Annotated in this window: 14 protein-coding genes; 8 read left to right on the top strand and 6 right to left on the bottom strand. The window is 71.3% G+C overall.

Going from position 1 to position 14,776, the window contains the following annotated elements; genetic code table 11:
• Positions 1–18: 18 nt before the first annotated feature.
• From IEY73_RS12520 to IEY73_RS12505, 4 genes are read left to right on the top strand one after another with little or no spacing between them, the layout of a single operon-like run.
• A complete protein-coding gene (locus IEY73_RS12520; protein ID WP_189079335.1) occupies positions 19–912 on the top strand; it encodes an ABC transporter ATP-binding protein in 894 nt (297 codons plus the stop codon).
• A gap of 29 nt (positions 913–941) precedes the next feature.
• Entirely contained in the window at positions 942–2,009 is a 1,068-nt protein-coding gene (locus IEY73_RS12515) for an ABC transporter permease (protein ID WP_189079409.1), read from the top strand.
• A gap of 37 nt (positions 2,010–2,046) precedes the next feature.
• Positions 2,047–2,706, top strand: coding sequence for a DUF998 domain-containing protein (locus IEY73_RS12510; RefSeq protein WP_189079334.1), 660 nt, complete (start codon positions 2,047–2,049; stop codon positions 2,704–2,706).
• Positions 2,707–2,731: 25 nt separating this feature from the next.
• Positions 2,732–3,712 carry an LLM class F420-dependent oxidoreductase gene (locus IEY73_RS12505; protein ID WP_189079408.1) on the top strand — a complete coding sequence of 327 codons (981 nt, stop codon included), beginning with the start codon at positions 2,732–2,734 and terminating at the stop codon, positions 3,710–3,712.
• A gap of 45 nt (positions 3,713–3,757) precedes the next feature.
• On the opposite strand, the gene IEY73_RS12500 is transcribed toward IEY73_RS12505, so the two are convergent.
• The gene (locus IEY73_RS12500; RefSeq protein ID WP_189079333.1) at positions 3,758–4,597 is read right to left on the bottom strand and encodes a GNAT family N-acetyltransferase; all 840 of its coding nucleotides are present in this window, start codon (positions 4,595–4,597) and stop codon (positions 3,758–3,760) included.
• A 123-nt stretch (positions 4,598–4,720) separates the two neighbouring features.
• Here IEY73_RS12500 and IEY73_RS12495 point away from each other — a divergent pair, with 123 nt between their 5' ends.
• Positions 4,721–5,341: a PadR family transcriptional regulator gene (locus IEY73_RS12495; RefSeq protein ID WP_229715781.1), complete on the top strand. Its 621-nt coding sequence runs from the start codon at positions 4,721–4,723 to the stop codon at positions 5,339–5,341.
• 73 nt (positions 5,342–5,414) lie between these two features.
• Here the strand turns inward: IEY73_RS12495 and ispG are convergent, their stop codons facing one another.
• Genes ispG through dxr form a run of 3 tightly spaced genes read right to left on the bottom strand, consistent with a single transcriptional unit; the run spans position 5,415 to position 9,042 of the window.
• Positions 5,415–6,584, bottom strand: coding sequence for a flavodoxin-dependent (E)-4-hydroxy-3-methylbut-2-enyl-diphosphate synthase (ispG, locus tag IEY73_RS12490; RefSeq protein ID WP_189079332.1), 1,170 nt, complete (start codon positions 6,582–6,584; stop codon positions 5,415–5,417).
• A gap of 5 nt (positions 6,585–6,589) precedes the next feature.
• Entirely contained in the window at positions 6,590–7,843 is a 1,254-nt protein-coding gene (locus IEY73_RS12485) for a M50 family metallopeptidase (RefSeq protein ID WP_189079331.1), read from the bottom strand.
• Positions 7,843–9,042 (bottom strand): 1-deoxy-D-xylulose-5-phosphate reductoisomerase, encoded by a 1,200-nt coding sequence (gene dxr / locus IEY73_RS12480; protein ID WP_189079330.1) that lies wholly within the window; start codon positions 9,040–9,042, stop codon positions 7,843–7,845. Before dxr ends, IEY73_RS12485 begins: the two co-directional genes overlap by 1 nt.
• A gap of 55 nt (positions 9,043–9,097) precedes the next feature.
• Here dxr and IEY73_RS12475 point away from each other — a divergent pair, with 55 nt between their 5' ends.
• Together IEY73_RS12475 and IEY73_RS12470 are read left to right on the top strand one after the other, a co-directional pair.
• Positions 9,098–9,970, top strand: coding sequence for a YhjD/YihY/BrkB family envelope integrity protein (locus IEY73_RS12475; protein ID WP_189079329.1), 873 nt, complete (start codon positions 9,098–9,100; stop codon positions 9,968–9,970).
• The gene (locus IEY73_RS12470; protein ID WP_189079328.1) at positions 9,967–11,562 is read left to right on the top strand and encodes a phytoene desaturase family protein; all 1,596 of its coding nucleotides are present in this window, start codon (positions 9,967–9,969) and stop codon (positions 11,560–11,562) included. Before IEY73_RS12475 ends, IEY73_RS12470 begins: the two co-directional genes overlap by 4 nt.
• Here IEY73_RS12470 and IEY73_RS12465 read toward each other — a convergent pair.
• Positions 11,559–13,124 (bottom strand): Rieske 2Fe-2S domain-containing protein, encoded by a 1,566-nt coding sequence (locus IEY73_RS12465; RefSeq protein WP_189079406.1) that lies wholly within the window; start codon positions 13,122–13,124, stop codon positions 11,559–11,561. The two genes, IEY73_RS12470 and IEY73_RS12465, sit on opposite strands and share 4 nt — an antisense overlap.
• A 135-nt stretch (positions 13,125–13,259) precedes the next feature.
• Here IEY73_RS12465 and IEY73_RS12460 point away from each other — a divergent pair, with 135 nt between their 5' ends.
• The gene (locus IEY73_RS12460) at positions 13,260–13,487 is read left to right on the top strand and encodes a DUF2631 domain-containing protein (protein ID WP_189079327.1); all 228 of its coding nucleotides are present in this window, start codon (positions 13,260–13,262) and stop codon (positions 13,485–13,487) included.
• A gap of 57 nt (positions 13,488–13,544) precedes the next feature.
• On the opposite strand, the gene IEY73_RS12455 is transcribed toward IEY73_RS12460, so the two are convergent.
• On the bottom strand, positions 13,545–14,774 hold the full coding sequence (locus IEY73_RS12455) for a DivIVA domain-containing protein (protein WP_189079326.1): 1,230 nt from the start codon (positions 14,772–14,774) through the stop codon (positions 13,545–13,547).
• Between the last annotated feature and the right edge of the window lie 2 nt (positions 14,775–14,776).

Below are 14,776 nucleotides of genomic sequence, written 5' to 3'. Positions count from 1 at the left end.
ATGCCTAGCGTGAACACCATGACCGAGGAACTGAACGTCGAGGCGGTCTGCCGCAGCTTCGGCGAGCGACAAGTCCTGCGAGACGTCACGTTCGGCGTGGCGGCCGGCCGGATGACCGGGTTCGTCGGTGCCAACGGCGCCGGCAAGACCACCATGATGCGCATCATCCTGGGCGTGCTGGCGGCCGACTCGGGCTCGGTCACCTGGCGCGGGGCCCGGCTGGACCGGGGTGTCCGGCAACGCTTCGGGTATATGCCCGAAGAGCGCGGACTGTACCCGAAGATGACCGTGGCCGAGCAGATCGTCTACCTGGGACGGTTGCACGGACTGTCCGCCAAGGCCGCGCACCACAACACCTCGGCGCTGTTGGACCGCCTCGGCGTCGGTGACCGTGCCGGGGATCCGGTGGAGAAACTCTCGCTCGGCAACCAGCAGCGGGTCCAGATCGCCGCCGCGCTGGTGCACGATCCGGAGGTGCTGATCCTGGACGAGCCGTTCTCCGGCCTCGATCCGCTCGCCGTCGACGTGGTGCTGGGGGTGCTGCGCGAGCGGGCGCTGTCCGGGGCGCCGGTGCTGTTCTCCAGTCACCAGTTGGAGGTCGTGGAGCGGTTGTGCGACGACCTGGTGATCATCGCGGACGGTTCCATCCGGGCCGCCGGGCGGCGCGCCGACCTGCGCGAGCGGCATGCGCTGCCGCGCTATCGCATGGAGGTGGCCACCGACGCCGGGTGGCTGCGTGACGTGCCCGGCGTCACGCTGGTGGACTTGGACGGCGCGCACGCCGTCTTCGACCTGGCGTCCGGCGCGGACGACCAGGACGTGCTCCGCGCCGCTCTCCGCCGTGGACCGGTGCGCTCGTTCGGGGCGGTCACCCCGTCGCTGGCCGAAATCTTCCGTGAGGTGACCCGATGACCGCCGGTTCCGGCACCACCCCCGCCGCCATGCCGATGGTCGCCGCCGTCCGCCTGATCGCCGCCCGCGAGATCCGCGTCAAGCTGCGCGACAAGACCTTCCTGTTCAGCACGGTGTTCTTCCTGTTCATCGCGGTGGCCGCCACGGTGCTGCCGTCGGTGCTGGCCGGCAGCCCGGACTCGGTGGCGGTGGCCGATCAGGTGGCCGCCACGAAACTGCGCGACGCCGGCCTGACCGTGCACGTAGTCACCGACGACGACGCCGCGGAGCGGCAGGTCCGCGACGGCGACGCGGACGCGGCAGTGGTGGCCGGGCCACAGGTGCTGGCGATGGACGACGTGCCCAACTCGGTGGTGCGCGCGTTGAGCGTGTCCCCGCCGGTCCGGCTGCTGAACCCGGACGCGCTGGACCCGGTGGTGGCGTACATGGTCCCGTTCGCGCTGGCCTTCGTGTTCTTCCTGACCGCCTTCACGTTCGGGCTGCAGATCGCCCAGGGCGTGACCGAGGAGAAACAGACCCGGGTGGTGGAGATCCTGGTCTCCGCGGTGCCGGTCCGCGCGCTGCTGGCCGGCAAGGTGGCCGCCCTGACGCTGCTGGCCTTCGGCCAGGTGGCCATCGTCTCCCTGGTGGCGCTGGTGGGCATGCAACTCGCCGGGGTGGACGCCCAGGTGGCGAACCTGGTCCAGCCCACGGTGGCGTGGTTCCTGCCGTTCTTCGTGCTCGGGTTCATCATGCTGGCCACGCTCTGGGCCGGCGTGGGCGCGCTGGCCGCCCGTCAGGAGGACATCGGGGCCGCCTCGATGCCCCTGCAGATGGTGGTGATGCTGCCGTTCTTCGCGGTGTCCTTCCTCTCCGGCAACGACACCGTCATGCGGGTGCTGTCCTACTTCCCGCCGACCGCGCCGACCGCGATGACGATCCGGATCTTCCACGCCGACACGGCCCCGTGGGAGCCGATCCTGTCGCTGGTCGTGCTCGCGGCGACCGCAGTGGCGACGTTGGCGGTGGGTGCGCGCATCTACGAGGGTTCGCTGCTGCGCACCAACGGCCGCACCTCGTTCGCCACCGCGTGGCGCACCCGTTCCACCGTCGCCTGACGCCTCACCAGGCGAGACGGTCCCCTATCGTGTCGCCATGACGGTCACCCGGCGGCGCGCCCGCGCGGCCCTGTCCGGCCTGTGCGTGTTCGCCGGGGCGGTCATCATGCTTGTCGCGCTGATCGCCACGCCGGGTGACTGGCTGCACGGCTACGTCAGTGAGGCGGGCGCGGCCGGGCAGCCGTACGCGGGCGTCTATCGCACCGGCCTGTTGGTGCTCGCCGCCGGCATCGGCGTGCTCGGCGGTGTGGTGTCGCCGATGTCCCGGCTGGCCGCGAGACTCCTGCTGGCCGCCGCGCTGCTCGCCGGCGCCTCCGGGGCGGTCACGTGCAGCGCGGGTTGCCCGCTGCCGCCGTACGAGCGAAGCACCCTCACCGACCTGGCCCACGCCACCGCCAGCGTCGTCGGCATGATCGTGCTGGCCGCCGCCATGGCGGCCGTGGCCTGGACCGTCCGGGACCACGTCCAGCGGCGCATGGCCGCCGCCGCGCTCGCGCCGACCGTGCCGTTGGGCGCGGTGCTGGGAGTGACCATGCTCGTGGCCGGGCGCGGCGTGCTCAGTGCCGCGGTGGAACGCGTGGTGCTGGTGGTCGCGGTGAGCTGGCTGATCGGCGCCGCGACCGTGGTGGCGGCGGCGCAGCCCACCCCCGGCATGGTCAGCCGGCGTGGCACACGTGACCGCGCCGGACGCCTATGATCGCGTCATGTCGATGCGCTGGGGGATGACCGTTCCGCTGTCCGGAGTTCCGCTGACCGACCACGCCGCGGTCTACCGCGCGCTGGCCGACGCCGGGTTCACCGACGCATGGTCCTCCGAGGTGGCCGGCTCGGACGCGTTCACCCCGCTCACGCTCGCCGCGGCATGGGAGCCGCGGCTGCGGCTGGGCACCGCCGTCGCGCCGGTCTTCACCCGCGGTCCCGGACTGCTCGCGATGAGCGCGGCGGCCGTGGCCGAGACCGCGCCGGGACGCTTCCAGTTGGGCATCGGCGCGTCGTCGCCGGTCGTGGTGGGCGACTGGAATGCCGTGGCCTTCCGCGAGCCGTACGCCCGCAGCCGCGACATGCTGCGCTTCCTGCGGTCCGCACTGGCCGGCGACGTGGTGGACCGCGAATTCGGCACGTTCGCGGTGCGGCGCTTCCGGCTGGAGCGCACCCCCGCGACGCCGCCGCCGATCATGCTGGCCGCGCTGCGCCCGCAGATGCTGCGGCTGGCCGCGACCGAGGCGGACGGTGTGATCCTCAACTGGCTGTCCGCCGCGGACGTCACCACGGCACTGGCCGAGACCTCGGCGGCCGGCCCCGGCTTCGAGGTCGCGGCGCGGATCTTCGTCTGCCCGACCGACGACGCCGGGTACGCGCGGAAGGTCGCCCGCCGGATGATCGCCGCCTACCTGACCGTCCCCGCATACGCCGCCTTCCACCGCTGGCTGGGCCGGGGTCCGGCGCTGACGGCGATGTGGGACGCCTGGGCGGCCGGTGATCGCCGGGCCGCGCTGGACGCGATCGGAGACGAGCTCGTCGACGAGCTGGTCGTGCACGGCACGCCGGAGGTCTGCCGCGAGCGGGTAAGCCAGTACGTCACGGCCGGGGTCACGGTGCCGGTGATGGCCCTGGTGTCCACGCCGGACCTGGAGCGTGGCGGCGCGGACGCGTGGAAGGAACTGCTCACCGAGCTGGGACCGCCGGCGAACCCGCCGGCCTGAGGGCACCGATCAGAACCGCACGGCGACTCAGAACAGCACGGCGACTCAGAACAGCACGGTGGCGAAGGTGCCGGCCGCGCGGAAGCCGCACCGGGCGTACGCGCGCCGGGCCGGCGTGTTGAAGTCGTTGACGTACAGGCTCACCGTCGGCGCCACCCGGCGCAGCGCGTCCAGGGTCACCGCGGCCATCGCCGGTGCGGCCAGGCCCCGCCCGCGGAACTCCGGATCCACCCAGACGCCCTGCACCTGCGCGGTGTGCCGAGTGACGATGGCCAGTTCGGCCTTGAAGACGACACGGTCACCCACGAAGCGCGCATAGGCACGCCGGGACCGTACGAGGTCCGCGATCCGGCGCCGGTATCCGCGCCCGCCGTCGTCCTGCAGCGGCGAGACGCCGACCTCTTCGGCATACATCGCGACCGCGGCCGGGAAGAGCTGATCCACCTCGCGCGATTGGACCAGGCGCACGCCCGGGTCCGGACGGATCGGCGGTGCGTCCGCGGTGACCAGCAGCGGCTGATCGGGGCGCACGTCGCGGGCGGGGCCCCAATGCGGTCCGAGCCGCGCCCACAGGTCCAGCACCGCGTCCGCGCGGCCGATGATCGACGAGCATAGACGCGGCTCGCCCGCGAGAAGCTCGGCGAAGGCGGCGACCGCCGTCGGGGCGGCGCACACCGGCACCAGGTGGGCACCGGACCAGACCACCGAGTCGACGCGGTGGCCGGCGCCATGGCCGTAGACCCGCCCGTCGGCGCGCCACCAGTTCAAGCCGTGCGCGGTGATCCTCTCGGCCACCTGGGCACCGGCGTAGGGATCACGGTCGAGGACTCGCTCGACCGTCGCGCGCTCGGACTCACCGAGCTGCCGAACCGGCACCGTCAGCACGGGTATCAGATTGCCAGATGGTGGCCGTTCACACCCGCCCTCCCCCAACCAGAATAGAAAGGCTTGCCTCCGATGCATTGGCGATATATCGTCAAACTATCGCCAACAGATCGGAGATACATCATGCGACACGGAGAGTTCCACCACTCGATGCACGACAACCTGCGCCGCGCCGCCCGCATGCGCGGGTTCGGCTTCCCGCCCGGCTTCCCGTTCGAACGCGGAGGCGGCTGGGGCGGTCCGGGCCCGGGCGGCTGGGGCGGTCCCGGCGGACCACGCGGGCGCCGTCGCGGAGGACGCGGCGGCCGGCCCAACGTGCGGCCGGCCATCCTGGCGCTGCTCCACGAGCGCCCGATGCACGGTTACGAGATGATCCAGGAGCTGGACAGCCGCACCAACGGGTTCTGGCGGCCGAGCCCCGGGTCCGTCTACCCCACTCTGCAACTGCTGGAGGACGAGGGCCGGATCCAGGCGGAGAGCGGCGGCGGTCGCAAGCGCTACACGCTGACCGACGAGGGCCGCTCCGAGGCGGAGACCGCAGCGCAAAACCCGCCGTGGACCGAGTTCACCGAGGACTCCGACACGATGTCCCAGTTCCAGGACTTCCGCGAGGCGGCGGTGGGCATCTTCGCCGCGCTCAAGCAGATCAGCCTGAGCGGCACGCCGGAGCAGCGGGAGAAGGGCATCGAGGTGCTCAACGACACCAAGCGGCGGCTCTACGGCATCCTGGCCGACAGCGAGTAACCGGCCGTCCGGGGGGAGTCTGCGGTGCGCGGGCCGACACGTTCGGCCCGCGCACCGCAGTCGCGTTCAGGTGTCAGTGCACGGTGACCGTGGGGCCCACCACGTCGCGCAGTTCCTCCGGCAACTCCGCGCCCATCTCGCCGGCCAGCCGCACCGCTTCCTCGACCAGGGTCTCCACGATCACCGACTCCGGCACCGTCTTGATGACTTCGCCCTTGACGAAGATCTGCCCCTTGCCGTTGCCCGACGCCACGCCCAGGTCCGCCTCGCGCGCCTCACCCGGGCCGTTCACCACACAGCCCATCACGGCCACGCGCAGCGGCACGCCGAACCCGTCCAGCGCCGCGGTGACCTGGTCCGCCAGTGTGTAGACGTCCACCTGCGCCCGCCCGCACGACGGGCACGACACGATCTCCAGGCCACGCTCCCGCAGCCCGAGGGACTCCAGGATGGCCTGCCCGACCTTGATCTCCTCCACCGGCGGCGCGGACAGCGACACCCGGATCGTGTCGCCGATGCCCTCGGCCAGCAGCGCGCCGAACGCCACCGACGACTTGATGGTGCCCTGGAACGCCGGGCCCGCCTCGGTGACGCCGAGGTGCAGCGGATAGTCGCACCGCTCGGCCAGTTGCCGGTACGCGCGAATCATCACCACCGGGTCGTTGTGCTTCACCGAGATCTTGATGTCCCGGAACCCGTGCTCCTCGAACAGGGAACACTCCCACAGCGCCGACTCGACAAGCGCCTCGGCGGTGGCCTTGCCGTGCTTCTCCATGATCCGCTTGTCCAGGCTGCCCGCGTTGACCCCGATCCGGATCGGGATGCCGGCGTCGGAAGCCGCCGTGGCGATCTCCTTGACCTTGTCGTCGAACTTGCGGATGTTGCCGGGGTTCACCCGGACCGCCGCACAGCCCGCATCGATCGCCGCGAACACATATTTGGGCTGGAAGTGGATGTCGGCGATGACCGGGATCTGGGACTTCTTGGCGATCGCCGGCAGCGCCTCGACGTCGTCCTGCGACGGCACCGCCACCCGCACGATCTGGCAGCCGGAGGCGGTGAGCTCGGCGATCTGCTGCAGGGTGGCGTTCACGTCCGCGGTGAGCGTGGTGGTCATCGACTGCACGCTCACCGGCGCTCCACCGCCGACCGGCACCGAGCCGACCATGATCTGGCGACTCTGCCGGCGCGGGGCGAGCGGCGGCGGAGGCACGGCGGGCATACCGAGGCTGATCGCGGTCATATCACTCACTTGAAGATCGAAATCGGATTGATGATGTCGGCGGTCGCGGTCAGCAGGGTGAACGCACCGCCGATGAGGATGACGACGTACGTGATCGGCATCAGCTTGTAGTAGTCGACGCGACCCGGATCGGGTTTGCGCAGACGGCTGTAGAGCCAGGAACGCGCCCGCTCGTACCACGCGATGGCGAGGTGACCGCCGTCCAGCGGCAGCAGGGGCAGCAGGTTGAAGATGCCGATGAAGACGTTCAGCGAGATGAAGATCAGCAGGAAGTACTGCGGCACCCCGGCCTCGACCGCCTCGCCGCCGAGCCGGCTCGCGCCGACCACGCTGATCGGGGTGTTCGGGTCGCGCTCGTCACCGGTGATCGAGTGCCACAGCGCGGGCACCTTCTGCGGGAGCCGCTGCATCGCCTCGAACGACGCCTTCACCAGGGACCAGCCGTAGTCGCCGGTGGCGCCCACCGCGTCCACCGGGCCGTAGGTGACCCACGGGGGCTCGTCGGTGGTCCAGTCGATGCCCGCCACCGGCACGCGCACCGTGTCGCCGTCCGGTTCGTTCAGCGGCGGACGGTTGGCGGCGACGAGGTCGACGGTGGTCGTGTGGGATGCACCGTCGCGGGTGTACGTGAACGGGGTGGGTCCGGCCTGGCGGGTACGGATCGCATCCACCAACTGGCCGTAGTTGGCCACCGGCGTGTCACCGACGCGGGTGACGAGGTCGCCGGTGCGCAGGCCCGCGGCGTACGCCGGACCGGCCACCGCGCCGCCCTTGCCCACCTGGCAGGGGCTCTGCGTCAGGTCGATGACCACGCAGTCGCCGACGCGGATCATCGCCGGGGCGTCGTTCAGTTGCTCGGCGCTCTGCGGAATCGCCGGGTTGGGCAACCCGACGAAGACCGCGGCGAACCACATGGCCACGATGGCGAGGAGGAAATGGGTGATCGAACCGGCGGACATCACGACGGTGCGCTTCCACACCGGGAACCGCCACATCGCGCGCGGCTGGTCCTCCGGGGCCACGTCGTCGTCCTGCGGCGTCATGCCGACGATCTTGCAGAAGCCGCCGAGCGGCACGGCCTTGAGGCCGTACTCGGTCTCGCCGCGCCGGACCGAGAAGATCGTCGGGCCGAAGCCGACGAAGTAACGGGTGACCTTCATGCCGAAGTACTTGGCCGTGACCATGTGACCCAGCTCGTGCAGACTCACCGAGATCAGGATCGCGAGGGCGAACGCCGCCGCCCCCAACCAATACAGCATCAGGCTCCTTCTGCCGCAGTCGCGATCATCCGCTGTGCCTGGGCACGAGCCCACGACTCCGCGGCAAGCACATCATCGACGGTACTCGGCGGGGCGAAATCAGGTGCCGCCGCGAGCACCCCCGTGAGGGTCTCGACGATGCTCAGAAACGGTAGCCGACCGTCGACGAAGGCGGCCACACACTCCTCGTTCGCGGCGTTGAAGACGGCCGGCACGCAACCACCGGCGCGGCCCGCCCGCTTGGCCAGGTCGACCGCCGGGAACGCCTCGGCGTCCAACGGGCGCAGCTCCCAGGTGTGCGCGGCGGCCCAGTCCACCGGCGTGGCGGCACCCGGAAACCGGTCCGGCCAGGCCAGCGCGAGCGCGATCGGCAGGCGCATGTCCGGCGGGCTGGCCTGGGCGAGCGTGGAGCCGTCGGTGAACTCCACCATCGAGTGCAGCACCGACTGCGGATGCACCACGACCTCGATCCGGTCGTACGGGACGCCGAACAGCTCGTGCGCCTCGATCACCTCAAGACCCTTGTTCACCAGGGTGGCGGAGTTGATCGTGACCACCGGGCCCATGTCCCACGTCGGGTGCTTGAGTGCCTCCTGGGGCGTGACATCGGCCAATTCCGCGCGGCGACGACCGCGGAAGGCGCCCCCGCTGGCGGTCAGCACCAGCCGGCTGACCTCCTCGGCACGCCCGCCGCGCAGGCACTGCGCGAGTGCCGAATGCTCCGAGTCCACCGGGACGATCTGGCCGGGCCGGGCGGCGGCGCGCACCAGCGGCCCACCGGCCACCAGCGACTCCTTGTTGGCCAGCGCGAGGGTCCGGCCGGCCCGCAACGCGGCAAGCGTCGGCGCCAGCCCCAGGCTGCCCACCATGCCGTTGAGCACCACGTCGCACGGCCACGTGGCCAGCTCCGTCATGGCGTCCGGGCCGGCCACGATCTTCGGGATGGCGAAGTCCCCGGTCGCGTACCCGCGCTTGGTCGCCTCGGCGTAGAACGCTAGCTGGAGGTCCTGCACGGCGCTCGCACGGGCCACCCCGACCAGGTCCACGCCCAGCTCCAACGCCTGGCGGGCGAGCAACTCGACGTTGCCGCCGCCGGCGCCCAGGGCGACCACCCGGAAACGCTCCGGGTCGCGGCGCACGATGTCGACCGCCTGGGTGCCGATGGAGCCGGTGGAACCGAGCAACACGATGTCACGCATGCGTCCATCCTGGCGGATGTGCGCATCCCGGGCCCGGTGTGGGTATGCACATGCCATGCGAGAACGGCTGACACGCTGGCGGAGGGCGCTCGCGCTGCCGTTCCGGCCGCTGCAAGGGCGCGACGTGGCACTGCACGCGGCCGCGGTCACCTTCTACGCCGGGATCGCGGTGGTTCCGGTCGCCCTGCTGGCCATCTGGCTGACCGGCCTGGTCGCCGGGGCCGCACGGGTGCGCCGGCTCACCGGGCAGACCATCGACGCGCTGCCCGACGCCATCGGCGTACCGCACGCGCTGTCCGCGCTGATCGACGCCGGCCTCGGCCTGACACCCATGCTCGCGCTCGCCAGTCTGCTGCCCGCCACGCTGTACGGCGAAGGGCTGCGACGCGCGTTCGTGTCGCTGCGCGATCCGGGCGAGCCGCTGGTCGGCTGGCGCGGCCGGCTGCTCTGGCTGCCGCTGCTGGCCGCGGCCCCCGCCCTGCTGCTGTCCGCCCTGCTCGCGATGCCGGTGACCAGCGGGCTCTGGGTGCGCGGCGGGTGGTACGCGGTCGGCGGGGTGGTGCTGTCGTTCCTGGCCGTGTGGCTGGTGCTCACGCCGGTGGTGATCTGGGTCTACCGGTATGTGGCGCCGGGACGGCCGGAGTGGCTCGCCACCGCGCTGATCGGGTCGTTCACCGCGGCGAACCTGTCCGGTTTCCTCCACGGCTTCGTGCTGTTCTGCTCGCTGCCGCTGGACCTGGGAGTCCCGTTCGGCGGATTCACCCAGATCGGCGGCATGGTGGCGGTCGGCCTGTGGCTCTACCTCTTCCACGTGCTGCTGCTCGCCGGGTACGCGGCGACCCGCAGCGCCAGCGGATATCTGCGCGCCCGCCGGAGCGCCTCGGCGGACGCCGACCGCCCGCCGTCGCGCTACGCTGCCTGCTCATGACCGACCTTCCCGCCCGCGCCGACGTGGTGATCATCGGATCGGGGCACAACGGCCTCGTCTCGGCCGTGCTGCTGGCGCGCGCCGGCCTGGACGTCGTGGTGCTGGAAGCCGAGGACGTGCTCGGCGGCGCGGCCCGCACCGAGTACCCGTTCGGCGGCGCGCCCGGCCTGGGCCAGTCCACCGGGTCGTACCTGCTCGGCCTGATGCCGCCGGAGCTGCTGCGCACGCTGGACGTGGACATCCCGGTGCTGCGCCGCGACCCGCACTATTTCCTGCCCACCCCGGGCGGCCCGGGATCGCCGTACCTGCTCTTCGGGCGGGACCGCGCGGCGACCCGGGCGCAGATGGAACGGTTCTTCTCGCCGCGTGACCTGGCCGCGGACGAGGCGATGGCGGTGGAGATCGCCGCGCTGCGCGCCGACCTGGCACCCGCCTGGCTGGACGAGCCGGCGCCGGTCGAGCAGATCGCCGACCGGCACATCCGGCCGGCGTTGCAGAGCACCTTCGTGGACTTGGTACGCGGGTCGGTCACCGACTATCTGGGCCGGTTCGGGTTCAAGAGCGAACTGCTGACGAGCATGTACGCGGTGACCGACGGCCTGTCCGGGCTGCACGCCGGGCCGGACGATCCGGGCACCGGTCACAACTTCCTGGTGCACAACATGTGCCGGCTGCCGGACGCGGACGGGACCTGGATGATCGCGAAGGGCGGCATGGGCACGGTCAGCCGCGCGTTCGCCGACGCGGCACGGGCCGCGGGAGCCGTGCTACGCACCGGCACGCCGGTGTCCGCCGTCACGGTCAGCGGCGGCGCGGCCGACGGGGTGGTGCTCGCCGACGGCCGCGCGGTGCGCGCCGGGGTGGTGCTGGGCGCCTGCGACCCGTACCGGCTGATGTCCCTGGTTCCCGCGGGTGCCCTGCCCGCCGAGCTGGTCGCGCGGATGGAGGCGGTACGGCGGCCGGGCACCACCATGAAGGTCAACCTGGCGCTGTCCGGGCTGCCCCGGTTCTCCTGCCTGCCCGCGGACGCCCCATCGCCGTTCGGCTCGACGATCCATCTGCTGCCCGGTTCGGCGGGTCTGGCCGACGCGGGCGGCGCCGAGTCGCCGATGGCCGCGCTCCGCGCGATGTGGTCGCAGGTGCAGGCCGGGCGGCTGCCCGAGGAGCCGACGATCGAGTGGTACCTGCACACCACGGTGGATCCGTCGCTGCGCGACGAGGCCGGGCACCACTCGTCCGCGTTGTTCGTGCAGTCGGTGCCGTACCGCATCGAGGGCACCACGTGGGAGCAGGCGCTGCCCGGTTACGTGGACCGGCTGCTGGCCATCTGCGACAGGTACGCGCCGGGCACGTCCGCTCTGGTGGCCGACACGATGCCGCTCACCCCGCCGGGCATCGAGGAGCACTTCGGGATCACCGGCGGCCACATCCACCACGTGGACAACACGGTGTCCTTCGACGAACGGATGCCGTACGCCACCGGGCTGGACGGGCTCTACGCCGGGTCGGCGGGCACGCACCCGGCGGGCAGCGTGATCGGCGCGGCGGGCCACAACGCGGCCCGCCGCATCCTCGCCGATCTGGGCCGCTAGGCAGTCTCGCCGGTGCTCGCCGCCTCACCGGCCTTCGACGCGCGGATCTTGTGCCCGACGCTGGTCAGGCAACGCCCGCTGGGCAGGTCGAACTTCCAGCCGTGCAACTGGCAGGTGAGCACGTTGCCGTCCACGATGCCGAACCGGCTCAGGTCCGCCTTCAAGTGCGGGCACCGCCGCTGCACGGTCCAGTCGCCGAGCGTGGTGTCCTCGGCGTCGACCGCGCGCTCGTGTTCGTCGTACCAGCCCTCGGCGTACTGCAGGCGTTCCTCGGACAGGCACTTGAAGAACGCGTACACGTACTCGTTGTACTGCCCGATCCGGGCCGCCGAGAAGCGGCAGGACAGGAACAGCGAGTTGACCCAGTCGCCCTCGTCGACGTAGATCAGGTGCTCGATGAGCTCCCGCTGGGTGCGGAAGCGGTAGCGGACCTTCTCGTCCGCGTACGGGCGGACCTGCTTGCCGGGGAAGTCGACGACGATCGACTCGACCGACTCGTCGTCGTAGCCGACGAGGTCGAACCGGACCGGGCCGCCGACTCCCTTGGCCAGGTAGATCGACTCCTCCAGCAGCGGCTCGATGCGGGCCTTCAGCTCCTTGAGCACGTCGATCTCGGGGTGCCGCCAGGAAGCCTTCTCCGCCTCGATGACCGGCCGCTTGCGCTCGCGCATCTCTTCCAGGTGCGCCTGCTTGTTGGCGAAGAACTCGTCCACGTCCGTCGGGTGCGTGGTCGTGATCGTGTCGGTGGTCAGCTCGGACACGCTGCCGGGCAGCAGCACGACGCCGTTGGTGCCGCCGACCTTGGCGTACTCGCTCAGGAAGACCGACTGGTCCGGGAAGATGTTGCCCTCGTCGCCGAAGATGTCGTTGAACTGCCACAGCTCGTCGTCCAGGAAGCACGGCGGGCCGGCGATCGGGAAGACGTGCGACGCCTTCAGGTCGTCGATGTACCGCCAGGTGCGGTCGAACTGGCGGTCACGCTTCTGCTTGCCGAACGCCCGCTTGGCGGACTCCGGCAGCTCGTACACCATCGGGTACCAGATCGCGCCGGAGAACTGCAGCATGTGCGCGTGCACGTGGCCCAGCTCGGCGAAGAGGGCCAGGTCGGTGGGGCGGGCGTCGTTCTGGTTCAGCACGCGGATGCCGTCGTGCTCTATCCACAGCGAGGAGTCACCGATCGGCCCGTCGGTGGGGCTGGTCAGCGCCTGGATCATCACCTTGAGCCCGCCGTCGAGCTCGTGCACCTCGTTCGACTTCGTCTTCAGGAAGCGGGTGAAGCCGAGTTCCCGCAGCTCGTCTTCGAGCTGACTGGTCGGGTATTCGGGCAGCAGCACCGTCGCCTTCTTGCTCACGTGCTGCTTGAGGTTCAGCGCGTCGAAGTGGTCCCGGTGCAGGTGCGACACGTACAGGTAGTCGACGTCGCCGAGGGTCTCCCAGTCGAGCAGGGAATTGTCGGGGAACGGGAACCATGAGGCGAAATATGCGGGATTGACCCATGGATCGCACAGAATGCTGCCGGCGGCCGTGTCGATCCGCATGCTCGCGTGGCCAGTGCCTGTGATCCGCACCGCTCTACTCCCCTGCCTCTTCGAAACCGACGGCATCGAAGGTACCGGGTACGGGTTGGTCGGTCGCGGCGGGAGGCGGCATGCGAGACTTGGCGGCAGACGTGATCGCATCCGCAGGAGGACCGAATCGTGGCAGAAGAGCCGGTTTACGCGCCCGACCAGCTCAAGCCGGGCAACCGCAAGTGGGGCCGGATCGGCGCGCTCGGCACCGCGGTGCTGATCCTGTCGCTGTTCTGGGGTAACCACGAGGGCAACACCGAGAACGTCTACCTCGTCGTCACCGCCCTGATCCTGGTCGGCGCGGTGATCACCGACGCGGTCCTGCGGCGCAACGGCCTCAAGCGCAACGACCAGTAATCTCCTTTGACGCGAAGGGCCCGCATGCGCGGGCCCTTTCTCGTCGCCGCCGTCGGCTCACCGCCGCCGCAGCAGGATGTCCTTCACCTCGCGCAGCGCCTGATCCACCTCGGCCTCGAAGTAGCCGCCCGGCACCAGGCCGAACTGCAGGGTGTCGAGTTGCTCCTCGGCCACCGGCATCGGGCCGCGGCCGGACATGGCCTGCAGGATGCTCTCGAAGAGCCGGTCCACCTGCATCGGGTCATATCCGGAACCGAAACGGCGCGGCTGGAAGGTGCGCCGCAGTTGGTCCACCCGATGCAGCTCACCGCCGGGCCCGCCCTGGCCGCCCATCGGCGGTCCCATGCCCGGTCCGCCACCGCCGGGTCCCCCGCCCATGGGCGGACCGGCCGGCGGCGGCATCCCCCCGGTCGGCGGGGCGCTCATCGGCCGGCTGGGCATCGGCGGGCCGCTCATCGGCGACGGGCCGTCCCATCCGCGGTCACGGTCGCGCTCGCGCTCGGGCATCCGGATCTCGGCGGTCATGTCGGCCTTGCCGTGCCGGCCGGGTTCGAAGGCGCCGAAGCTTCCCGTGTCGTATCCGCCGGGACCGGGACGCGGCGGCTGCCCGTACCCGGCCGGGTCGTCGTATCGACCGTACGGGTCGTGCTGCGGTTGCTGCTGTCGCTGCGGCATGGGCGGGCCGGACATCGGCCGGTCGTCCGGCATGGGGGCGCGGTCGTCGCCGCGCATCGGCATTCGCTCATCGCCGCGCATCGGCATCCGCTCATCGCCGCGCATCGGCATCCGCTCATCGCCGCGCATCGGCATTCGCTCGTCCCCGCGCATCGGCATTCGCTCGTCCCCGCGCATCGGCATCCGCTCGTCCCCGCGCATCGGCATCCGCTCATCGCCGCGCATCGGGGCGGGCAGGCGCTCGGTCGGCGGGGCCATCCCGCCCGGTCCCATCCCGCCCGGCATCGCGCCGGGGCCCATCCGGTCACCGGGGCTCATCCGATCACCCGCCTGGCCGCCCGGCATCCCGCGGCCGTCCGCGTGACCGCCGCGCTCCTCCAACTCGGCGAGTTGCCGTTCCACACGGTCCAGATGCAGGTCCACCTGCCACTCGTCGTAGCCGCCGAAGCGCACCCGGAACACGACGTCGTGCACTTCCTGCGCACCGACCGGCGCGCCCACGGCTTCCCCCGCCAGAGTGGCCTCGACACGGTCGAGGAAGGTGTCGACCTCGTCGACCTTGTAACCGCGCCGCAGTGCGCGCCGCCGGAAACGCTGTCCCTGACTACTCACAA

Origin of the sequence: Mangrovihabitans endophyticus, from assembly GCF_014646155.1 — a bacterium.
Taxonomy (GTDB): Bacteria; Actinomycetota; Actinomycetes; order Mycobacteriales; family Micromonosporaceae; genus Actinoplanes; species Actinoplanes endophyticus.
The sequence above is the reverse complement of the archived record's forward strand: the minus strand, read 5'-3'. Positions and strand labels throughout refer to the sequence as shown.